The sequence below is a fragment of the Trichococcus flocculiformis genome (assembly GCF_900113645.1).
Lineage (GTDB): Bacteria > Bacillota > Bacilli > Lactobacillales > Aerococcaceae > Trichococcus > Trichococcus flocculiformis.
Genome location: NZ_FOQC01000001.1, coordinates 163,120 through 183,976 on the forward strand (window position 1 = coordinate 163,120; position 20,857 = coordinate 183,976).

19 protein-coding genes are annotated in these 20,857 nt (G+C 47.2%); all 19 read left to right on the forward strand.

Annotation, left to right across the window (positions count from 1 at the left end):
- Window position 1: 1 nt before the first annotated feature.
- The 19 genes from BMZ71_RS00740 (at window position 2) to pstA (BMZ71_RS00830) (ending at window position 20,834) form a co-directional block, all read left to right on the forward strand.
- Complete coding sequence (locus tag BMZ71_RS00740) at window positions 2–868, forward strand: DegV family protein (RefSeq protein ID WP_086988700.1); 867 nt, start codon at window positions 2–4, stop codon at window positions 866–868.
- Between the two features lie 100 nt (window positions 869–968).
- Entirely contained in the window at window positions 969–1,568 is a 600-nt protein-coding gene (thpR, locus tag BMZ71_RS00745) for an RNA 2',3'-cyclic phosphodiesterase (RefSeq protein ID WP_086988699.1), read from the forward strand.
- A gap of 80 nt (window positions 1,569–1,648) precedes the next feature.
- Entirely contained in the window at window positions 1,649–3,019 is a 1,371-nt protein-coding gene (locus BMZ71_RS00750; RefSeq protein ID WP_086988698.1) for an ATP-dependent helicase ComFA, read from the forward strand.
- A complete protein-coding gene (locus BMZ71_RS00755) occupies window positions 2,991–3,683 on the forward strand; it encodes a ComF family protein (protein WP_086988697.1) in 693 nt (230 codons plus the stop codon). The genes BMZ71_RS00750 and BMZ71_RS00755 overlap by 29 nt, the downstream gene beginning before the upstream one ends.
- Before the next feature lie 126 nt (window positions 3,684–3,809).
- Entirely contained in the window at window positions 3,810–4,367 is a 558-nt protein-coding gene (gene hpf / locus BMZ71_RS00760; RefSeq protein ID WP_086988696.1) for a ribosome hibernation-promoting factor, HPF/YfiA family, read from the forward strand.
- Window positions 4,368–4,666: 299 nt separating this feature from the next.
- Window positions 4,667–7,216 carry a preprotein translocase subunit SecA gene (gene secA / locus BMZ71_RS00765; RefSeq protein ID WP_086988695.1) on the forward strand — a complete coding sequence of 850 codons (2,550 nt, stop codon included), beginning with the start codon at window positions 4,667–4,669 and terminating at the stop codon, window positions 7,214–7,216.
- 159 nt (window positions 7,217–7,375) lie between these two features.
- A protein-coding gene (gene prfB / locus BMZ71_RS00770; RefSeq protein WP_177187445.1) for a peptide chain release factor 2 occupies window positions 7,376–8,492 on the forward strand; the annotation gives its coding sequence in 2 pieces (ribosomal slippage) (window positions 7,376–7,447 and window positions 7,449–8,492; 1,116 coding nt in all).
- Window positions 8,493–8,674: 182 nt separating this feature from the next.
- Window positions 8,675–9,361 (forward strand): cell division ATP-binding protein FtsE, encoded by a 687-nt coding sequence (gene ftsE / locus BMZ71_RS00775; protein WP_086988733.1) that lies wholly within the window; start codon window positions 8,675–8,677, stop codon window positions 9,359–9,361.
- Window positions 9,351–10,238 carry a permease-like cell division protein FtsX gene (gene ftsX / locus BMZ71_RS00780; protein WP_068560977.1) on the forward strand — a complete coding sequence of 296 codons (888 nt, stop codon included), beginning with the start codon at window positions 9,351–9,353 and terminating at the stop codon, window positions 10,236–10,238. Before ftsE ends, ftsX begins: the two co-directional genes overlap by 11 nt.
- A 354-nt stretch (window positions 10,239–10,592) precedes the next feature.
- Window positions 10,593–11,324: a response regulator transcription factor gene (locus BMZ71_RS00785; RefSeq protein WP_086988693.1), complete on the forward strand. Its 732-nt coding sequence runs from the start codon at window positions 10,593–10,595 to the stop codon at window positions 11,322–11,324.
- On the forward strand, window positions 11,321–13,081 hold the full coding sequence (gene pnpS / locus BMZ71_RS00790) for a two-component system histidine kinase PnpS (RefSeq protein WP_086988692.1): 1,761 nt from the start codon (window positions 11,321–11,323) through the stop codon (window positions 13,079–13,081). The genes BMZ71_RS00785 and pnpS overlap by 4 nt, the downstream gene beginning before the upstream one ends.
- A gap of 218 nt (window positions 13,082–13,299) precedes the next feature.
- Entirely contained in the window at window positions 13,300–14,265 is a 966-nt protein-coding gene (locus BMZ71_RS00795; RefSeq protein ID WP_198143298.1) for a PstS family phosphate ABC transporter substrate-binding protein, read from the forward strand.
- 86 nt (window positions 14,266–14,351) lie between these two features.
- Window positions 14,352–15,281 (forward strand): phosphate ABC transporter permease subunit PstC, encoded by a 930-nt coding sequence (gene pstC, locus BMZ71_RS00800; protein WP_086988691.1) that lies wholly within the window; start codon window positions 14,352–14,354, stop codon window positions 15,279–15,281.
- On the forward strand, window positions 15,281–16,153 hold the full coding sequence (gene pstA, locus BMZ71_RS00805) for a phosphate ABC transporter permease PstA (protein WP_086988690.1): 873 nt from the start codon (window positions 15,281–15,283) through the stop codon (window positions 16,151–16,153). Before pstC (BMZ71_RS00800) ends, pstA (BMZ71_RS00805) begins: the two co-directional genes overlap by 1 nt.
- 50 nt (window positions 16,154–16,203) lie before the next feature.
- A complete protein-coding gene (pstB, locus tag BMZ71_RS00810; protein ID WP_086988732.1) occupies window positions 16,204–16,953 on the forward strand; it encodes a phosphate ABC transporter ATP-binding protein PstB in 750 nt (249 codons plus the stop codon).
- A gap of 66 nt (window positions 16,954–17,019) precedes the next feature.
- Complete coding sequence (phoU, locus tag BMZ71_RS00815; protein WP_068560967.1) at window positions 17,020–17,694, forward strand: phosphate signaling complex protein PhoU; 675 nt, start codon at window positions 17,020–17,022, stop codon at window positions 17,692–17,694.
- Between the two features lie 376 nt (window positions 17,695–18,070).
- Complete coding sequence (locus BMZ71_RS00820) at window positions 18,071–18,931, forward strand: phosphate ABC transporter substrate-binding protein PstS family protein (protein WP_086988689.1); 861 nt, start codon at window positions 18,071–18,073, stop codon at window positions 18,929–18,931.
- A 98-nt stretch (window positions 18,932–19,029) separates the two neighbouring features.
- The gene (gene pstC, locus BMZ71_RS00825) at window positions 19,030–19,947 is read left to right on the forward strand and encodes a phosphate ABC transporter permease subunit PstC (protein WP_068561056.1); all 918 of its coding nucleotides are present in this window, start codon (window positions 19,030–19,032) and stop codon (window positions 19,945–19,947) included.
- Window positions 19,944–20,834, forward strand: coding sequence for a phosphate ABC transporter permease PstA (gene pstA, locus BMZ71_RS00830; protein ID WP_086988688.1), 891 nt, complete (start codon window positions 19,944–19,946; stop codon window positions 20,832–20,834). The genes pstC (BMZ71_RS00825) and pstA (BMZ71_RS00830) overlap by 4 nt, the downstream gene beginning before the upstream one ends.
- The last annotated feature ends 23 nt before the right edge of the window (window positions 20,835–20,857 follow it).

The following is a 20,857-nucleotide window of genomic DNA, read 5'->3' on the forward strand; positions in this document are numbered from 1 at the left end:
TATGAAAATTGCAGTAGTTACGGACAGTACCGCATATTTGACGGCTGAAACACGCCAACAGCACCATATTCACATGCTGCCGTTAGTCGTGAATATTGGAGCAAAATCGTATCAGGAAGAAATAGATTTGGCTGCAGAGGACTTCTACTCCTTGATGAAATCTGCTGAAGATTTCCCGAAAAGTTCTCAACCCGCAGTGGGTGCCATGCATCAGCTGTATGAAGAATTGGCAAAGGAACATGATGCAATCATCAGCATCCATCTTTCAAGCGGCATCAGTGGCACATACCAGAATGCTGCTGCTTTAAGCAGGGAATACCCTGAATTCAACATTCACCCTTTTGATTCTGAAATCAGTTGCTATGTGCAGGCAAGATTCGTTTTGGAGGCAGCAAGGCTGGCGGCTGTCGGTATCGGACCGGAGCAGATCATGGCGCGTTTAGAACATATGAAGAAACGTTCCCGTGCTTATTTTATGGTGGACGATCTGATGAACCTGCAACGTGGTGGCAGGCTTTCGGGTGGAGCGGCCGTCATCGGTTCCATCATGAAAATCAAGCCAGTGCTGCATTTTTCTGACAAAAAGATAGTTGTTTTCGAAAAAATCAGAACCAATGCACGGGCATTGCGAAGGATAGAAGAACTTTTGGGTCAAGCGGCTTCAAAGGCTGATTATCCGATTATCGCAACTGTCATCCATGGGAATATTCCCGAAAAGGGGCAGGCTTGGTTGGAACACCTCCAGCAAGAGTTTCCGGATATCCGGTTTGAATTGAGTTATTTCGGTCCAGTCATCGGGACGCACTTAGGTGAAGGCGCGCTGGGGTTGACCTGGACGGAAGATACCGAATTGAGCTATCCGATATAAGCAACAAATAGGTGCGGCAATCACACATTCATTCGGGAGGAAGGGCCAATAAGGTTCTGTCCTTCCTGTTTTTTTACAAAGCGGATAGCGGGGTGCAGTCGTGAAGGTATTCATCGGTGTCAAATTGCCTAGTGCCGTCAAAAAACAGTTGGTTGATTTCCAGAAGGAAGTGATCCGCGCCAGCATCAAAGGGTCATTCACGGATCCAAACAACTTCCACTTGACGATGCGGTTCATCGGGGAAGTGGACCCGGATCAGAGAAGTGCAATCGAAACGGGGCTGGCTCGCTGCGCTGAAAGTCAGCTGCCATTCTTGGTTGAAACGAATGGTCTGGGTTACTTTTCCAAAAGAAACAAGTGGATCGTCTGGCTGGGCACCAAAGAAAACAGCCGACTCCAGCAGCTCTACGAACAGCTGAACGATTCCTTGCTGGGGCAAAAAGTAGCAATGGCTGATGAGGTGGCGTTCATTCCGCACCTCACGCTCGGCCGGGGGATTGTATTGTGGCAAGAGTGGGAAGAGCTCAGCAAAGTTCCGCTGCCCCCGGATCAAAAAATAACCGTCGCTGCGCTGACGCTATTCGAAAGTGTTCGGCTGGACGGAAAACTTGTTTACCGCCCAATCGCTGATTTTCCTTTCGCCGGACAAGCTGCAGCAACTGACCGGATCGATTCCCGAGAGGAAACTGAAAAATCCTAAGCCGTTCCATTTCGCCGATCAGCGGAAGCGGAGCGGCTTTTTCTGCGTATGTTAATAAGGAAAGCGAAAGGGAGGATGATATGGACGGGAAGGAACTTTACGGCAGGGAATTGACGAGGAGCGAGTGCCGCAACGCCGAAGAAGCGCTGTTGATCCTGGCCGAGAAACGCCCCGGATTGACCAGCGCGAACGGGAAACGGATATGCAATCGCTGCGGAAACCAGGACCGGAAAAAAATGCTGGCCGCGCCTTGCGCTTGCGGCACTACTTGTTTTTACTGCTTGAGCTGCCTGAACATGGGAAAAATCAAAAGCTGCACAGTGCTCCATCATCTGCCGGAAATCAATGCTTTTGAACGGCCCATTGAGCCGATTCTGCAATGGCAGGGCCAATTGTCATCGGAACAGCAACGTGCATCGGAAGAAATCGTAGAAACGGTCCAGGCTGAAGAGACACGACTGATCTGGGCCGTCGCTGGTGCCGGAAAGACTGAGATGATTTTTGAGGGGATTGCAGCCTGCCTGCGCAAAGGTGGTAGAGTCTGTCTTGCCTCCCCGCGCGTGGATGTTTGTTTGGAACTGGCACCCCGGATCAAGCAGGCATTCCCGGCCGTTCCGATGGCCTTGCTGTACGGAGGCAATGAGGATGGTTACAGCTATACGCCGCTCGTCATCGCCACGACCCATCAACTGCTGCGCTTCCGCGAAGCGTTCGACCTACTGATCATCGATGAGATCGATTCCTTCCCGTATCACGATGATTTGGGCCTGCAGTTCGGGGCGCAAAAGTCCAGAAAAAAAGCGAGTGCGCTGATTTATTTGACTGCGACGCCTTCACAGATGATGCAAAACGACATCAAGCGAGACAAGTTGGCGGCGACAGTCTTGCCGGCGCGTTATCACGGCTTTGCATTGCCCGAACCGGAGTGTCTGTGGATCGGAGATTGGCGCAAGGCCATCAGTAAGAAGAAAATGGCCCCTTTCCTTAAGCTTATCCGCAGGCAACTCCAAACGGACAGGCGCTTTCTGCTGTTTTTGCCGCACATCCAGCTGATGGAAGAACTGGACGGTTGGCTGCGGGAGCTTTTTCCGGACAAGCAATTCACTTGCGTTTCGGCGAGCGACCCTGACCGCGAGGAAAAAGTAAAGAAGATGCGGGCCGAGGAATATGATTTTTTGATGACGACGACCATTTTGGAGCGCGGGGTGACCTTCAGGGATATCGATGTCATCGTGCTTGGAGCGGAAGATCGGGTCTTTACGGAAGCTTCGTTGGTGCAGATTGCCGGCAGGGCAGGCAGGCACAAAGATTATCCGACAGGCTGGGTCTGTTTTGCCCACTACGGTGAAACGAAAGCAATCCAGGGGGCGGTCCGTCAAATCCGCATGATGAACAGGGACGCAGGAAGAAGGGGGCTGCTGAATGGGACAATGTCTCTTCTGCCAAAATGAGATCCGGGAAGTATTGACGCTTCAAGAACTTTTCGGTTTCGGGAAAAAGAATCGCGGAAGGGTCTGTAGATCCTGCGAGGAAAAATTGCCGCGTTTAGCCGGGCAAACCGTATGTCCGGGCTGTATGCGGCCGCAAGCATCATCCGTGGACCTGTGCGAGGACTGCCGAAGATGGCGCAGCTGCTATCCGGAGCTGACGATTGCGCATCATGCCTGCTATGCCTATACAGGCATCGTGAAGGACTGGCTGCAACGCTACAAGTTCCAGGGCGATTATCGTCTTGCCGGTGCCTTCACGAATGATCTGCAGGCCCTCCAACGTACGCATCCCCAAGCGCTATTCCTGCCGCTGCCGATTTCAATCGCCAGTTATGAGGAGAGGGGCTTCAACCAATGCGAGGAGCTGCTGAAACAAGCAGGCATCCGCTGCGTACAATTCTTGGGAAACCAACATGCCGGTGAAAAGCAATCCGAAAAAAACAGACAGGAACGTCTATTGACGATGCAACCATTTTTATTGCTGGAGGGGTACGAAAAATATCTCCAGCAGGAAATTATCCTTTTTGATGACGTCTATACTACCGGAAGAACGCTCTACCACGCGAAAATACTCCTGCACAGGCATGGATTCAGAATGGTCCGTTCAACTACGATTGCAAGATAATAAATCATAAACGTTGAAATGTTAAGGCGCTTACATTATAATGAAGTTAAAGAAACCCCCTATGAGTGGTCCATAGGCGAGGGTTGTCTTTATCTGACGATGCGTCAGACGAAAGGAGAGAGTGCTATGTTTAAGTATAATGTCCGAGGAGAAAATATTGAGGTTACAGAACCGATCCGCAGCTACGCCGAGAAAAAATTAGGCAGACTGGAAAAATACTTTGGGAACGTGCCTGAAACAACAGCGCATGTCAACTTGAAAGTATATCCATTCCCAGCCGAAAAATCTGCTAAGGTGGAAGTTACGGTTCCGCTACCTTTCCTGGTTTTAAGAGCCGAAGAGACTTCTAGTGATCTATACGGAAGTATCGATTTGGTCGTGGACAAACTTGAACGCCAAGTCCGTAAGTACAAGACAAAGATTCACCGCAAATCCAGAGAGAGAGGATTTGATATCGGTAACGAGCCGAATCTGATCGAAGAAAAGATGGAAGACGATGAGAATCCACTTGAAATCGTCCGCACGAAACGTCTTTCCCTCAAACCGATGGACAGTGAAGAAGCTGTATTGCAGATGAATATGCTCGGACACAACTTCTTTATCTTCGAAGATGCTGAAACGAACGGCACAAGTATTGTGTACCGCAGAAAAGACGGCAAATTCGGTCTGATCGAAACTGACTAAATCTGAAAATAATGTCCCTCGCCCATAAACGGCGGGGGACTTTTTTAATCTTCGAGACTGACAGCGCTATAGACCGTGTCCTTCATTCATCCGTCTGCATTGTCCAACCGCAAATCCAGCGAGCGATAGACAATACAAGCTTTTGTTGATGGTGAGTAGTTCACATTAATTAAAAGTAATGATAGAATAGTAGAGATATAAGAATTATTTTTGCAGCAGCAAAGAATGACCTATACACGCATACATACCCAGTAAATATGATTGCTGGAATGAAATCAGACAGCAAGAGGAGATATAGAATGGCCAACTTTTTAAAGAAACTCATTGAGAATGATAAGAAAGAGCTACGTTCCTTGGAAGGAGTAGCAGATAAGGTCATTTCCTACGCGGATCGAATGGCCGCTTTGGATGATGAAGAGTTACGCGATCTGACCGAATCCTATAAGGAGCGCTACCAAAAAGGAGAGACTTTGGACGACCTTCTTCCGGAAGCGTTTGCCGTGGTCCGTGAAGGTGCAAAACGCGTCTTGGGACTGTATCCTTATAAAGTGCAGATCATGGGCGGGATCACCCTGCATAAAGGCAATATTGCCGAAATGAAGACCGGTGAAGGTAAAACCTTGACCGCAACGATGCCGGTTTACCTGAACGCCTTATCTGGCGAAGGCGTGCACGTTGTCACAGTCAATGAATATCTGGCAAGCCGTGATGCGGTCGAGATGGGCGAATTGTACCGCTTTCTGGGGTTGACTGTTGGTTTGAACACAAACGGTAAGTCATCGGAAGAAAAAAGAGAAGCCTATAATTGCGACATCACCTACAGCACCAATAATGAATTGGGCTTCGATTATTTGAGGGACAATATGGTCGTCTATAAAAATCAAATGGTCCAGCGCCCGTTGAACTTTGCGGTCGTGGATGAAGTCGATTCGATCTTGATCGATGAAGCCCGCACACCATTGATCATTTCCGGACAAGCCGAAAAATCTACAGCACTCTATAACCGAGCCGATTTCTTCATCAAAGGATTGAAAGAGAATGAGGATTACACAATCGATTTGACATCCAAATCGATCGCGTTGACGGATGAAGGTATCGAGAAAGCTGAAAAAACATTCCATCTGCCGAACTTGTACGATGTGGATAACACGCGTCTGGTGCACCATTTGGATCAAGCCTTGCGTGCAAACTATATCATGCTTGTGGACATCGATTATGTGGTGGAAGACGGAAAAGTAAAAATCGTTGACCAATTCACTGGCCGGATCATGGAAGGCCGCCGTTACTCGGACGGGCTTCACCAAGCCATCGAAGCCAAGGAAAACGTCGAAATCGAAAATGAATCGAAAACGATGGCCACCATCACTTTCCAGAACTACTTCCGTATGTACAAAAAACTGTCCGGTATGACCGGTACAGCAAAAACGGAAGAAGAAGAGTTCCGGGAAATTTACAACATGAACGTCATTTCGATTCCGACTAACAGACCGATCGTCCGTCACGACTATCCGGATTTGTTGTATCCTTCTTTGAAAAGCAAATTCAGAGCCGTTGTCGGCGACATTAAAGAACGTCACGCGAAAGGGCAGCCGATCCTTGTCGGTACCGTAGCCGTGGAAACATCCGAACTGCTTTCGCACATGTTGCGTCAAGAAAACATTCCGCACCAAGTTTTGAATGCAAAAAACCATTTCCGGGAAGCGGAAATCATCATCGGAGCCGGTCAACCCGGAGCCGTCACAATCGCCACCAACATGGCTGGTCGTGGTACCGACATCAAGCTGGGTAAAGGCGTCAAGGAATTAGGCGGTCTCTGCGTCATCGGTACCGAACGCCATGAATCACGCCGGATCGACAACCAATTGCGTGGCCGTTCCGGCCGTCAAGGGGATCCCGGCGAAACGCAATTTTACCTGTCACTGGAAGACGACTTGATGAGACGCTTCGGATCGGAACGCATCCAGCAAGTCTGGAGCAAATTGAATTTGGATGATGAAGCGGAAGATGTGGTCATCCAAAGCAAAATGCTTTCCAAACAAGTGGAATCCGCCCAAAAACGAGTGGAAGGCAATAACTATGATACCCGTAAAAACGTACTGGAATACGATGAAGTCATGCGTGAACAGCGTGAGATCATTTATGGGCAACGTTTGGAAGTCATCAATGAAACCGAATCGTTGAAGTATGTCGTGACAGCGATGATCAAGCGTGCGATTGCGCGTGTGGTCGAAACGCATACCATCGGTGAAAAGGCGACTTGGAATCTGCAAGGCATCCGTGATTTTGCCGGAGCTGCCCTTGTGCATCCCGACAGCATCAGTTTAGCCGAACTGGAAGGAAAATCTGCGCACGAAATCGAAGAATATTTGGTGGAACGCGCAATGGAAGTTTACAAGACAAAAGAGTCACAATTGAGTCCAGAACAAATTTTGGAATTTGAAAAAGTTGTTATCCTGCGGGTTGTCGACAGCAAATGGACCGATCACATCGACAATATGGATGAGCTGCGTCAAGGAATCGGCTTGCGTTCATATGCACAGAACAATCCGTTGACCGAGTACCAAACCGAAGGCTATGATCGTTTCCAGGAAATGATTGCGACCATCGACTATGACGTTACCCGGATTGTGATGAAATCAGAAATTCGTCAAAATCTGCAACGCCAATCCGTAGGCCAAGGCTCGAACATCATGCCGACGCGTGAGACAGTCGCTTCCCAAACGGAGCAACAGGAACAAGCACGCAGAGCACAGATCGCGGCAATGAGGATGCAAAAACTGATGGAAATCCAAAAAGCAAAACTGGCGGCTGAAGCAGCCGAAAAACAAGAATCACAAACTGAAGAATAACAGGCAGCGCATCCGCAAGAGGCATTTCAAGCAATAAAACCAAGTCAAATACAACAAACTAATCGGATACAACGCCAATCGGGGAGGGTCGGGATAAAAAACAGTCGCTTGTTTTTATCCCGACCCATCCTTCTTTTGTCGAATCTAGGAGGAAATCAAATGGAATTAAGTGAAATCAAAGCAATATTGGAAAGTTCAGAAACAAAAATTGCAAGCTTCAGGAGGTCTCTTTGACTTAGATGGCCTCGAAACGGATATCGCAGAATTCGACGATCGCATGTTGGATCCGGAATTCTGGAACAATGCCGAAGCGGCGCAGGAAGTCATCAACCAATCAAACCAATTAAAAGCAGTCTACAATACGTTCAAGAGTCTGGAAGCGCAATATGAAGACCTCGAAGTCTTATATGAAATGGTAAAAGAGGATGAAGATCCGGAATATCTGGAAGAATTGAACGAAAAAACGACAGAATTTACAGAAGCACTTGAAAAATATGAATTGACGATGCTGTTGAACGGACCGCACGACAAATCGAACGCTATTTTGGAAATCCATCCAGGTGCCGGTGGAACGGAATCCCAGGACTGGGGCAGCATGCTTTTCCGCATGTATACGCGTTGGGCCGACAAAAAAGGCTTTGACGTGGAGACGTTGGATTATCAAAGTGGGGACGAGGCCGGTATCAAAAGCGTAACGATCCTGATCAAAGGGATGAACGCCTACGGCTACCTGCGTTCGGAAAGGGGCGTCCACCGTTTGGTCCGCATCTCGCCGTTCGACTCTGCCGGAAGAAGGCACACCTCGTTTTGTTCGATCGATGTGATGCCGGAGATAGCTGCCGACGATGCAGAGATAGAAGTGAATCCGGATGATATCCGGGTGGATACTTACCGCGCCAGCGGAGCCGGTGGACAACACATCAATAAAACATCATCAGCCATCCGAATCACGCATATTCCGACCGGTATTGTTGTGGCAAGCCAGGCGCAACGTTCGCAATTCCAGAATAGGGATACCGCTATGGGAATGCTGAAGGCGAAACTGTATCAACTGCAGGAGGAAGAGCGCGAAAAAGAACTGGCCGCCATCCGCGGCGAGCAAAAAGAGATCGGTTGGGGTTCACAGATCCGTTCATACGTGTTCCATCCGTACTCCATGGTCAAGGATCACCGAAGCAGCTACGAAACGGGTAACGTACAGGCCGTCATGGACGGGGATATCGACGCCTTTATCGATGCTTATCTGAAAATGACGATGGATCAGGAAGAACTTTAAAAGCAGCAGCCCAAATAAATAGGATCAGTCACGAGCGAGAATACTGAGAAACTATTGACACATACTTGTAAAGAAACTAAAACAGACACAGTTGTGCAACGTGCTATAATAGGGAAGCATTCTTGCAGCCTCTGAAGGTTTCAGAGCGGAAGCAAGGAAAAAAAGAAAAGACAGGTGATAAAATGATTGAAATGCTGAATGTCTCCAAGAAGTACAACAACGGCATTACGGCGGTCAATAATCTGAGCGTGAAGATCGAGCAAGGGGAATTTGTTTATATTGTAGGCCCCAGTGGAGCGGGCAAATCAACTTTCATCAAAATGATGTATCGCGAAGTAAAACCAACCTCAGGAACTGTTCAAGTAGGCAAATATAATTTAACGACCATGAAAGAAAAAGAAGTCCCATTATTGCGCCGTTTTGTGGGTATGGTCTTCCAGGATTTCAAATTATTACCTAAACTGACCGTATACGAAAACATCGCCTACGCGATGGAAGTAGTCGAAAAAAGTCCGAAAGTCATCCAGAAGCGCGTATTGGAAGTGTTGGATTTGGTCGGACTGAAGCATAAAGTGCGGATGTTCCCGAATGAACTTTCCGGTGGGGAACAGCAACGGATCGCGATTGCACGTGCGATTGCGAATATGCCAGGCGTCCTGATTGCGGATGAGCCGACAGGTAACTTGGATCCGGATACGTCGATGGAAATCATGCGGATTCTGGAAGAAATCAACAACCAAGGAACAACAATCCTGATGGCCACCCATAACAGCCAAATCGTTAATGACATCAAACACCGTGTATTAGCAATAGAGAATGGCCGTATTGTCCGAGATCAACAAGAAGGAGAATATGGATATGAAATTTAGAACATTTATGAGACACATAAGGGACGCATTCAAAAGTCTGTTCCGGAATGGCTGGATGTCGATAGCTTCAATCAGTGCAGTGGCACTGACTTTGTTGCTTGTGGGGTCTTTTACCGGGATTCTTTTGAACGTGAACAAGTTGGCTTCCGATGTCGAAAATGATGTGAGCGTAAAAGTTTACATCGATCTGGCTGCTGATGCAGCCGCCCAGGAAGCCTTAAAGACGGAACTGGAGAACATCGCCAATGTCGAATCCATCACTTTCTCAAGTAAGGACGAGGAATTGGATAAGATCATCGGCAGCTACGGTGATGAATTCGATCTTTTCGGCGGAGATGCCAATCCGTTGTATGACGCTTATGTCTTGAATACAACTGCACCAGAGCAAACGAAAGCGGTAGCTGAAGCAGCATCCGCCATGCAGTATGTCACTCAAGTCGAATACGGCGGTGCCACAGCGGATAAATTATTTGAGACGATTGCGACGATCCGCACGATAGGACTCGTCATCATCATCGGCTTACTGTTGGTTGCCGTATTTCTGATTTCCAATACAATCCGGATTACCATCTTCTCCCGCAGCACGGAGATCGAAATCATGCGTTTGGTGGGTGCAAAAAACAGCTTCATCAGATGGCCATTCCTGATTGAAGGAGCCATCATCGGATTGATCGGGGCATTGATTCCCATGACTTTCCTAGTGTTCCTTTATCGCTTCATCTTTAATGTGAGCGGGGACTACTTGGCCGGCACAAACTTTGGTCTTTTGACTCCGAATCCGTTCCTCCTCTACATCAGTCTTCTGATGGTGGGTATCGGTATCTTCATCGGGGCATTCGGTTCCGTTTTCTCGATGCGCCGCTTCCTGAAAGTTTAACAAAAAATTTTTGACCCATAAGGTTCCAGTCATACAAAACGTATGGGTGGAACCTTTTTTGTCGTTCGCTTAAGCAGGCTCATCCTGAAAACCGATAAACTGAAACTATTATTTTGTATGCATTTATTTCTCTTTTACCTTGTGGAATCTCCTGTACAGCGCACTTTTTAGAGTCTTTTCGGTTGATGGATAAAAATCGGCTGGGAAAATCTGAATTGCCGTTTTCCAACATTTTTAGTATGCTGAAAAGGAAACGAGCCGAGCAGGAAGCTGAGGCTTTCAAAATATTGACATTCGCAAAATAAATGGGATGGCATATGCTATCCCGGACCCCAATCGGTCAGAGGAGGACACATGAAAAAAGTTTTGCTAGTGGATGATGAACCATCCATCGTTACATTATTGGCTTTTAACTTGGAAAAAGACGGCTATGAGGTGACAACTGCCACCGACGGAGCGGAAGGCTACCGTTTGGCTATCTCAAATCCTTTTGACTTCATCATTTTGGATCTGATGCTACCGTCGATGGACGGTATGGATATCTGTAAACGCCTAAGACAGGAAAAGTTTGATACGCCGATCATGATTTTGACAGCGAAGGATGATGAACTGGAAAAGATTATCGGACTTGAGTTGGGGGCGGATGATTATATGACAAAGCCATTCAGCCCGCGTGAAGTGTTGGCCAGGATGAAAGCTATCCTAAGAAGAACGAATAAAGCTGTTCCGGCTGAAGGTGCTCCGACTGTCCAACAGGAGCCGACTGAGGATCAAACCGAAAAAATCGAGGTTGGCGAAATCACGATTTTCCCACAACTTTATGAAGTTCATGTAGCGGGAGAATTGATTGAAATAACACCGAAAGAATTTGAATTGTTGCTTTACATGGCGAAGCGTGCCAATCGCATCCTGAGCCGGGAACAGTTGTTGAACGCCATCTGGAATTTTGATTACGCCGGAGAAACGCGCATCGTCGATGTACACATCAGCCATCTCCGCGAAAAAATTGAAAAAGACACTAAAAACCCGCAATACATCCGTACGGTCCGGGGCTTCGGGTATAAATTTGAGGTAGCGAAGACATGAAGCAACTGCAATTGCGGATGCTTGCCACTTTTGTGTTGATCTTTGCGCTGTTCAGTGTGGCTTTCGGGATATTCCTAGAGACTGTGTTAGGGAACTACACGCGGAGTCTGCACAGTGAACTGTTGGTTGAACAGACGCAAATAGTGGGTACACTGCTCCAAAACAGTGCGGATGGCAGTGACTGGACCTTTGTTGAAAAAGAATTGGATAAAATTGACTCTTTCACGGAAGATAGAATCACTTTAGTCGCCAGCGATGGGGTTGTGATTTATGATTCGCAGCTCACTGCGGTCAATCTGGAAAATCATCTGCGGCGGGAAGAAATTCAGGAAGTTCTGTCCGGAGAACCTTACGGAACAGGGCAAAGGAAGAGTGAAAGCACAAACGAGGAACTTTATTATGTAGCTGTGCCGATTTTTGACGAATCAGGCACTATCGCTGCTGTTATCCGACTGTCGAGACCACTGAGCGCCTTGACGGTCAGCCAGCGCATCGAACAGTCCCTTTACGTTTTTATCCTGTTGGCTCTGGCAGTAGCCTTCGTACTTACTTATGCTTTGACGAAACGCATCGGCAGACCGATCGATGCGGTGATGGATGTCGCCAAAAAACTTTCGGATCACCAGTATGATGCGCGATATAAAGGCAAAGGCTTCGGTGATTTCCAAAAATTGGGCGAAACCGTCAATGAACTTGCCGAAAGTCTGGATAATCAAATGAATGAAATCAAGCAGAATGATGAACGGCTTACTGGCTTGATCAATCATCTGGTCATTGGCGTGATGCTTCTGGATGAGAACAAGGAAATTACAATGGTCAATCCCGTCATGCAAGAAATATTGAGTGAAAGTGAAGAATCGCTGATCGGTCAATCCTATGTCGAGGCTGTAAGCAGTTATGGACTCAGCCATATGATTGAGCGAGCGTACACGTACAGAGAGCCGCAGAATGACGAAATCTATTTTTATTATCCAAAAGACAGAATCGTCGATGTCAATATTGTCCCGATCACAAGCAAGAAACCGGGTGAAATGAATCTGATTGTGCTCCTCTATGACATAAGTGAAATCCGACGCTTGGAGAAAGTCCGTACCGACTTTGTCGCCAATGCATCCCATGAGCTTCGGACGCCTGTTACAGCCCTGAAAGGATTCGCTGAAACATTATTGGACGGTGCAATGGAAGATCCCGTTATCCTGAAACAGTTTTTGGAAATCATTCTGGCCGAAAGCACCCGGTTGAATCTTTTGGTGAATGATATTTTGGAACTGTCGAAGTTGGAGCAGCGGCAAGTCCCGCTCGCTCTGCAGCAAGTGAATATTTCCGAAGCGGTGTTGGCGACCTTTCAGTTGGTCGATCAGAAAGTGAAAGAGAAAAACATGACACTGGAATTAGTGGAAAAGGATTTCGTAACGTTGCATACAGATCCGAATCGCTTGAAGCAAATACTGGCTAATCTGATCAACAATGCCGTCGTCTATACGCAAGCCGGAGGGCATATCACGGTCACTGTCGAGAAGACTGCGGATCAAGTCCATCTGCACGTTGCCGATAACGGAATCGGGATACCGGAAGCCGATCTGGGAAGAGTATTCGAGCGGTTCTATCGCGTCGATAAAGCGCGGAGCAGAAACTCCGGAGGTACCGGCTTAGGATTATCGATTGTGAAGTATTTGGTTGAAAACATGAACGGAACGGTCACTGTAGCCAGCAAACAGGGCAATGGAACAACTTTTACAGTGACATTGCCTATATAAGAATGGATTCGAATGCAAAAGCTTTACAGGCGGAAACGTACCTGTAGAGCTTTTTTTCTTGTATTCTAAAGCCCCGTTTACAAAACATTTACAAAAAAAGAGGTAAATCAACGGAAAATTTACATGAAACCGCAAGGAAATTAACAATCGACCGTTAATATTAAGGTTGTGAACAGGCAATGGCGTTCAAATAACCTCAACATAAAGGATGGGAAAAAATGAACTTTGGCAAATTATCTAAATTCGCAATGGCTTTAACAATCGGCGCTACCTTGGCGGCTTGTGGTAACGGAGACGGCACAACTGCAGAGAGCGGTGCAGAAACGGGAAGCACGACTGCAACCGGAAGCGGAACAGTTTTAGTTGATGGATCTTCTACCGTATTCCCGATAATGGAGGGAGTAGCAGAAGAATTTTCAATCGCTAATCCGGACGTAAAAGCGACTATCGGTGTATCCGGTACGGGTGGCGGATTCGAGAAATTCATCGCAGGCGAAACAGACATCAGCAACGCTTCACGTCCGATCAAAGACGAAGAAATCGCATTGTTGGAAGAAGCCGGCATTGAATATACAGAGTTCCAACTTGCCTTGGACGGTTTGACAGTCGTTGTGAACAGCGAGAACGACTGGGTGGATCAATTGACCATCGAAGAATTAGCGATGATCTGGACAGAAGGAACCGGCGTAGAAACATGGGCGGATGTCCGTGAAGGCTGGCCGGAAGAAAAGATCGAGTTGTTCAGCCCAGGTACCGACTCAGGCACATACGATTACTTTGATGAAGTGATCTTGGACGGCGAACAAATCAACAAAGCAGCTTCTTTATCCGAAGATGACAACGTATTGGTACAAGGTGTTTCCGGTTCCGCAAATGCCATCGGCTACTTCGGTTACGCATACTTCCTGGAAAACAGTGACATCGTCAAGGCTGTTCCGATCGTGAACGGTGAGGGCGTTGCAGTTACGCCTAACGATGTGACCGTTCAAGATGGATCGTATGAGCCGCTTTCTCGCCCGTTGTTCATCTACGTGAAGAACGAAGCGTTGGAAAACGAGAGCGTCTACGAATTCACAAAATACACATTGGAAATGGCAGCCGAAATGGCAGCTGAAGTCGGTTATGTAGCACTACCGGCTGAATCTTATGAAGCAGCATTGACTACGCTTGAAGGTTTGAAATAAGCAAAATCAAATAAATGACTAAGGGATGTGAGGGAAGAGAGCGTTTTGCTTCCCTCGCATCTCATCTTTATTAGAGGAGAATCAATATGTCCAAATCTGTCAAAGACTTGATGAAAGAAAAAAGTTCACGACAAAAATCTTTGCAATTTACTGAAAAAGCCATGCCTCTTTTTTTTCTGGCCTGTGCGATCATTTCTATTCTGACAACACTCGGGATTGTGTTTACGCTGGCAAAAGAAACGGTAACGTTTTTCAGCGCTGTTCCGATTCTGGAATTTCTGACAGGAAAAGAGTGGTATCCTTTCTTCAAAAATGATCCCAGTTTTGGGATTTTGCCGCTATTGAGTGGAACATTCTTGATAGCTGGCGTTGCGATGCTTGTTGCTGTCCCGATCGGCCTGAGCTCAGCCATCTATTTGAGCGAATATGCAACCGAACGTACAAGGAAAATCGTCAAGCCGATTTTGGAGGTTTTGGCCGGAGTTCCGACAGTAGTATACGGGCTGTTCGCCTTGACGTTCGTTACCCCACTGCTGCAGACATTTATCCCGAATCTGCCGATATTCAATGCACTGAGCCCCGGTATTGTTGTGGGGATTATGATTATCCCGCAGATTACATCGCTATCGGAAGAAGCGATGGGTGCTGTCCCGAATGCTATGCGCGAGGGGGCTTTGGCCTTAGGAGCCACACGCTTGGAAGTGGCGCTGAAAGTCATTTTGCCAGGATCCTTGTCGGGCATCATTTCATCCGTTGTTTTGGGGATTTCCCGGGCGGTGGGAGAAACGATGATCGTATCCACAGCTGCTGGATCCACACCCAAATTTACGCTTGATGTAACAGAGTCGATCCAGACGATGACATCCTATATCGTTCAGGTCAGCATGGGGGATGCCACATATGGGTCCACGATCTACTACAGTATCTACGCAGTAGGGATGACCTTGTTCCTCTTCACTTTGTTGATGAACCTGTTGGCGAATTATATGTCCCGTCGTTTTAGGGAGGAATATTGATGAAATTAGTAGAGAAGAACAACAACAGAATCAATAATCGTTTATTGCTGAACGGCGTGGTCAAGAGCCTGTTTTTTTTGGCAACCTTCTTCGGAATCGTTGTTTTGGCCATCCTGGTCATGCGGATCGTATCGCAGGGGGCGGGCTATCTCGATTGGGATTTCTTGCGCAACTATGCTTCGAGAAGACCGGAAGATGCCGGCATCAAGGCTGCAATCTATGGGACAGTCTGGATTATGGCTATCATAGCTCCCTTGTCACTCCTCTTGGGTGTCGGAACAGCGATTTACCTTGAGGAATATGCTCCCGACAATAAATTTACGCATTTCATCGAGTTGAACATTTCGAATCTTTCCGGCGTGCCGTCGATTGTTTTCGGGCTGTTGGGACTGACTGTGTTTGTCCGTTTGTTGGAAATGGGCCGTAGCGTCTTGGCTGGTGGTCTGACCATGAGCTTGATGATTTTGCCTGTTATCGTTGTTTCCAGCCAAGAAGCCATTCGTGCCATCCCGAGAGAACAGTATGAAGCCTCTTATGCGATGGGTGCCACGAAATGGCAGACCATCCGCACAGTCGTTCTGCCGGCTGCAGTGCCCGGTATCCTCACGGGTTCGATTTTGGCTCTATCCAGAGCTGTCGGAGAGACTGCACCGCTATTGATGATTGGAGCGATGACCTTTATCGCTTATGTCCCGGAAAGCATCTGGTCCGGGTTTACGGCAATGCCGATCCAAATATTCAACTGGGCGGGACGGCCCCAAGAAGAATTCCAAGCAGTCGCCGCCGCAGGAAGCATTGTCCTGATGCTTATGCTGGTCATCATGAATTCACTGGCGATCTACATCCGCAATAAATTCTCGAAGCGTTATTAAATTAGGAGGTTACTCATTTGAACCCAGAAGTGAGCTTAAAAGATAAAAAAATGATTTACAGTGTGAAAGATTTCAATCTATGGTACGGAAATACCCATGCTTTAAAGAACATTCAACTAGATATTCCCACTAAGGAAGTCACAGCGATCATCGGACCATCAGGCTGCGGAAAGTCCACTTTCATCAAGACCTTAAATCGGATGGTAGAATTGGTTCCAATCGTAAAAATGACGGGATCAATCATTTACAATGAACAGAATATTTTTGATCCGCGGTACAAAGTGGAGCAGTTGCGTACAGATGTGGGCATGGTTTTCCAAAAGCCGAACCCTTTCCCGAAATCAATCTATGAAAATATCGCCTACGGACCAAAAATCCATGGCGTAAAAGACAAAAGCGTACTGGATGAAGTCGTTGAGAAAAGCTTGAAAGGCGCAGCGTTGTGGGATGAAGTAAAAGATCGTCTGAAAGAAAATGCCTTCGGGTTATCCGGTGGACAACAACAGCGTTTGTGCATCGCCAGAAGTCTGGCGGTCGAACCGGAAGTCCTTTTAATGGATGAGCCGACTTCCGCTTTGGATCCGATTTCGACATCCAAAGTCGAAGATCTTATCCAGACTTTGAAAAAAGACTACAGCATCATCATCGTCACCCATAATATGCAACAGGCAGCCCGGATTTCGGACCAAACGGCCTTCTTTTTAAATGGAGAAGTGGTAGAATATGATAAGACGGAAATCATTTACTCCAATCCGAACGATAAACGCACAGATGATTATATCTCTGGCAAATTCGGTTAAGACTGGGCTATAATGGGATGAGAGATGCACTGTGATGCATAATGACATGTAACAGGGGGCGAAAAGATGAGAAAAATTTTTGAAGAAGAATTGCAGGATCTGCACGTACTTTTCTCTGAAATGGGAAAAATGGTGAACGAAGCAATCTACATATCTGTTAAAGGTTTTGTGAATCATGATAAAGAGCTTGCTGCAGAAGTGATTGCGCATGATGTCGCCATCAACCAAAGAGAAGCGGAGATCGAGAAAAGATGCTTTGAATTGATTGCGTTGCATCAACCGGTCACCGGCAATCTCCGCAGAATCGTCACCATCATGAAGGCGTGCGCGGACTTGGAGCGTATGGCAGATCATGCCGTCAGTATTGCGAAGTCGACTATCCGCGTTAAAGGCAACAAGCGCAATTCCGATATCGAAGCAGCGATAGCCGAGCAGTCGGAAAAAGTAAAAGTCATGGTGGAGGAAGTACTTGCCGCCTACATCAAAACGGACATCGAAAAAGCCAAAGAAGTTGCCCTGAGCGACAAAATGGTCGATCAAGCTGCCGAACATATCTACGGACGCGCCATCGAAGAGATGAAGTTGGATCCGGAACTTGTTCTGGGTGCGACCGATTACATCATGGTTGCCGGCTATCTCGAGCGAATCGGCGATTATGTAACAAATATTTGTGAATGGATCATTTATTTGGGTACAGGGAAAATAATTGAATTGAACACAAACAACAAGTTTGAAGACTAACACAATTATGAATGCAGGATGAGAAAAGATAAAGCCAGGAAGGCCACGCAATCGAACCCGATTACGTGGTAGCTTCCTGGCTTTTTTTATGCGTTTTTGGATCACAGCAGTCAACTGCAGGTCATTGAAAATACTCATGAAAATGTAATATATATTTCTGCACCAGATATAAGACAAGCGTTCCGCCAATTTGTTATAATGTGGATAATCAGAGCGTAAATTTACAGAAAAAAAACGTGAAATCAACGTTAAAATGTTCCATCGATAAAATATATGGTGGATTTACATAAAATTTACAAAAGAGATACGAAACATTTACAAACATTCGTTACGATGGATAAGTATGTGTTCAAGGTAAATAAATGGGAGGTACACAATGAAATTAAAATACGTTTCAGCCATAGTCAGTCTCGCTGCCGTTTTCGCTCTGTCAGCCTGCGGCCCCGTAGTCGATGAGGAATCCATCACGGCGGTCGGTTCTTCTGCGCTGCAACCGTTAGTCGAGGCCGCTGGGGAACAATTCAGTGCGGAAAATCTGGGGAAATTCGTCAATGTCCAAGGCGGCGGTACCGGAACAGGCTTGAGTCAGATTGCCGCAGGTGCGGTTGACATTGGCAATTCGGATATTTTTGCTGAAGAGAGGGAAGGCATCGATGCCAGCCAATTGGTCGATCATCGTGTCGCCATCGTCGGCATCACGCCTATCGTGACACCAGGCGTCGGTGTGACCGATCTTTCCATGGAGGAGTTGCGCGGCATTTTTACCGGCAAATACAGCAATTGGTCCGAGTTGGGAGGAAAAGATCTCCCGATCGTCGTCTTGAACCGAGCCAAGGGCAGTGGAACCAGGGCAACATTCGATAAATGGGTTCTGGCCGGAGAAGAAAGCATCATCACCCAAGAGCAGGAATCCAACGGAACCGTCCGTCAGATTGTTGCTTCAACACCGGGAACCATCAGCTATGTGTCGTTCTCGTACGTCAATGAAGATGTCGAGGCGCTTTCCGTCGACGGGGTGAAGCCGACGCCTGAGAACGTTACGACAAACGCATGGGTCATCTGGGCATATGAACATATGTATACGAATGGCGAACCGACAGGCTTGACGAAAGAATTCCTGGATTACATGCTGTCGGAAGATGTCCAAGGAAGTCTGATTGAAGCGTTGGGATACATTCCTTCCACAGATATGAAGGTCGACAGGGACCTTGAAGGAAACGTAACACCGATCGAATAAAACAACTGAAATATCATTGTGATGAATGGCATCCGCCTTTTCATAGGAAGGCGCCTTTCGTCGCGGCTCAAAGTTTAAGAGGAGGGTTTCTCTTGGAAATGACACCAGGAAACTTAATGAAAAAGTCAAGTAAACGCAGATTGGAATCGTTTGGACGCACCATCAGTCTGATCAGCACGACAGTCATCGTCTTCATCGTGCTGTCCATTCTATATTTTGTCATCAGCAAAGGGATATCCACCTTTGTCACGGATGGTGTATCATTAGGGGATTTTTTGACGAAAAGCATCTGGAATCCCGGCACCGTCGCTGATGACGGCACACCATTGGTCGGAGCCTTACCGATGATCGCAGGCTCATTTTTGGTCACTTTGATTTCCGCAGCCTTGGCAACACCTTTTGCCGTTGCTGCAGCTTTGTTCATGACGGAAATTTCACCGAAATCCGGGAAAAAAATTCTGCAGCCGGTCATCGAACTGCTTGTCGGTATTCCGTCCGTTGTATATGGTTTCATCGGCTTGACTGTTGTTGTGCCGTTTGTCCGTTCCTTGTTCGGCGGTACCGGATTTGGTATTTTATCTTCTACTCTGGTTCTGTTCGTTATGATTTTGCCGACTGTGACCAGTATGTCAGTGGATGCTTTGAATGCTGTTCCGCGTCATTACCGTGAGGCTTCACTCGCTATGGGCGGGACACGGTGGCAGACCATCTATAAAGTGGTTCTGCGGGCAGCGACCCCCGGATTGTTGACGGCAGTCGTCTTCGGGATGGCGCGTGCGTTCGGAGAAGCCTTGGCGGTTCAAATGGTCATCGGGAATGCGACTTTGATGCCGAACAGCTTGGTGACCCCAGCTTCGACATTGACAAGTATTTTGACGATGAGCATGGGGAACACCGTAATGGGAACTTTGGAAAACAATGTCCTCTGGTCATTGGCGACCATCCTCCTTTTGATGGCTCTATTCTTCAATATTTTGACGCGTTACATCGGTAAGAAAGGAGCCGTTAAAAAATGAATCCGAATCCCAAAAAAGTAGACAAATTTATGGTCGGCCTGATTTATTTGTTTTCCGGAACGATCATTCTTATTTTGGCCAGTCTGCTGCTCTTTATTCTATGGCGCGGCTTGCCCCAGTTTTCGTGGGAATTTTTGACGGCTCCAGCAAAATCCTTCCAGGTAGGCGGAGGAATCGGAATTCAGTTGTTCAATTCGTTCTATTTGTTGGTCCTGACCTTGTTGATCAGTACGCCACTTGCCTTGGGCGCGGCGATTTATCTTTCGGAATATGCACCTCAAAATTGGTTTACCGACATCATCCGTACTGCTATTGAAGTTTTGAGTTCTTTGCCATCCGTTGTCGTCGGTCTCTTCGGATTCCTGATTTTCGTCATCCAGTACGGTTTTGGCTTCTCGATCCTTTCGGGAGCTTTGTCCCTGACTATCTTTAATCTGCCGCTTTTGACGCGTACGATCGAAGATTCCTTGCGGGCGATCCCGTCTTCCCAGCGTGAAGCTGGCTTAGCGTTGGGCCTTTCCCGTTGGGAGACAGTGACGTTGATCATTCTTCCGGCTGCCTTGCCGGGTATTTTGACCGGAATGATTTTGGCGGCAGGACGTATTTTCGGTGAAGCTGCCGCTTTGATTTATACAGCCGGGCAGAGCGCGCCGGCTTTGGATTTCACAAACTGGAATCCACAATCCATCACAAGTCCTTTAAATATTTTCCGGCCTGCCGAAACATTGGCGGTGCACATCTGGAAGATCAACAGTGAAGGCGTAAAACCGGATGGAGCGGAAGTGTCAGCTGGTGCCTCAGCAGTACTGGTATTGGCTGTCCTCATCTTCAATCTGACTGCCAGAAGTTTGGGCAGAAGATTGCAGAAGAAGGCTACTTCAGCATAGAAACGGAAAATTGACTTGAAGGA

Bases quoted from the DNA above. Each gene is read 5' to 3' on its own strand.
- BMZ71_RS00740 (WP_086988700.1), top strand. From the start codon at position 2: ATGAAAATTGCAGTAGTTACGGACAGTACCGCATATTTGACGGCTGAA.
- BMZ71_RS00750 (WP_086988698.1), top strand. From the start codon at position 1,649: ATGGACGGGAAGGAACTTTACGGCAGGGAATTGACGAGGAGCGAGTGC.
- BMZ71_RS00755 (WP_086988697.1), top strand. From the start codon at position 2,991: ATGGGACAATGTCTCTTCTGCCAAAATGAGATCCGGGAAGTATTGACG.
- hpf (WP_086988696.1), top strand. From the start codon at position 3,810: ATGTTTAAGTATAATGTCCGAGGAGAAAATATTGAGGTTACAGAACCG.
- secA (WP_086988695.1), top strand. From the start codon at position 4,667: ATGGCCAACTTTTTAAAGAAACTCATTGAGAATGATAAGAAAGAGCTA.
- ftsE (WP_086988733.1), top strand. From the start codon at position 8,675: ATGATTGAAATGCTGAATGTCTCCAAGAAGTACAACAACGGCATTACG.
- ftsX (WP_068560977.1), top strand. From the start codon at position 9,351: ATGAAATTTAGAACATTTATGAGACACATAAGGGACGCATTCAAAAGT.
- BMZ71_RS00785 (WP_086988693.1), top strand. From the start codon at position 10,593: ATGAAAAAAGTTTTGCTAGTGGATGATGAACCATCCATCGTTACATTA.
- pnpS (WP_086988692.1), top strand. From the start codon at position 11,321: ATGAAGCAACTGCAATTGCGGATGCTTGCCACTTTTGTGTTGATCTTT.
- BMZ71_RS00795 (WP_198143298.1), top strand. From the start codon at position 13,300: ATGAACTTTGGCAAATTATCTAAATTCGCAATGGCTTTAACAATCGGC.
- pstC (WP_086988691.1), top strand. From the start codon at position 14,352: ATGTCCAAATCTGTCAAAGACTTGATGAAAGAAAAAAGTTCACGACAA.
- pstA (WP_086988690.1), top strand. From the start codon at position 15,281: ATGAAATTAGTAGAGAAGAACAACAACAGAATCAATAATCGTTTATTG.
- pstB (WP_086988732.1), top strand. From the start codon at position 16,204: ATGATTTACAGTGTGAAAGATTTCAATCTATGGTACGGAAATACCCAT.
- phoU (WP_068560967.1), top strand. From the start codon at position 17,020: ATGAGAAAAATTTTTGAAGAAGAATTGCAGGATCTGCACGTACTTTTC.
- BMZ71_RS00820 (WP_086988689.1), top strand. From the start codon at position 18,071: ATGAAATTAAAATACGTTTCAGCCATAGTCAGTCTCGCTGCCGTTTTC.
- pstC (WP_068561056.1), top strand. From the start codon at position 19,030: ATGACACCAGGAAACTTAATGAAAAAGTCAAGTAAACGCAGATTGGAA.
- pstA (WP_086988688.1), top strand. From the start codon at position 19,944: ATGAATCCGAATCCCAAAAAAGTAGACAAATTTATGGTCGGCCTGATT.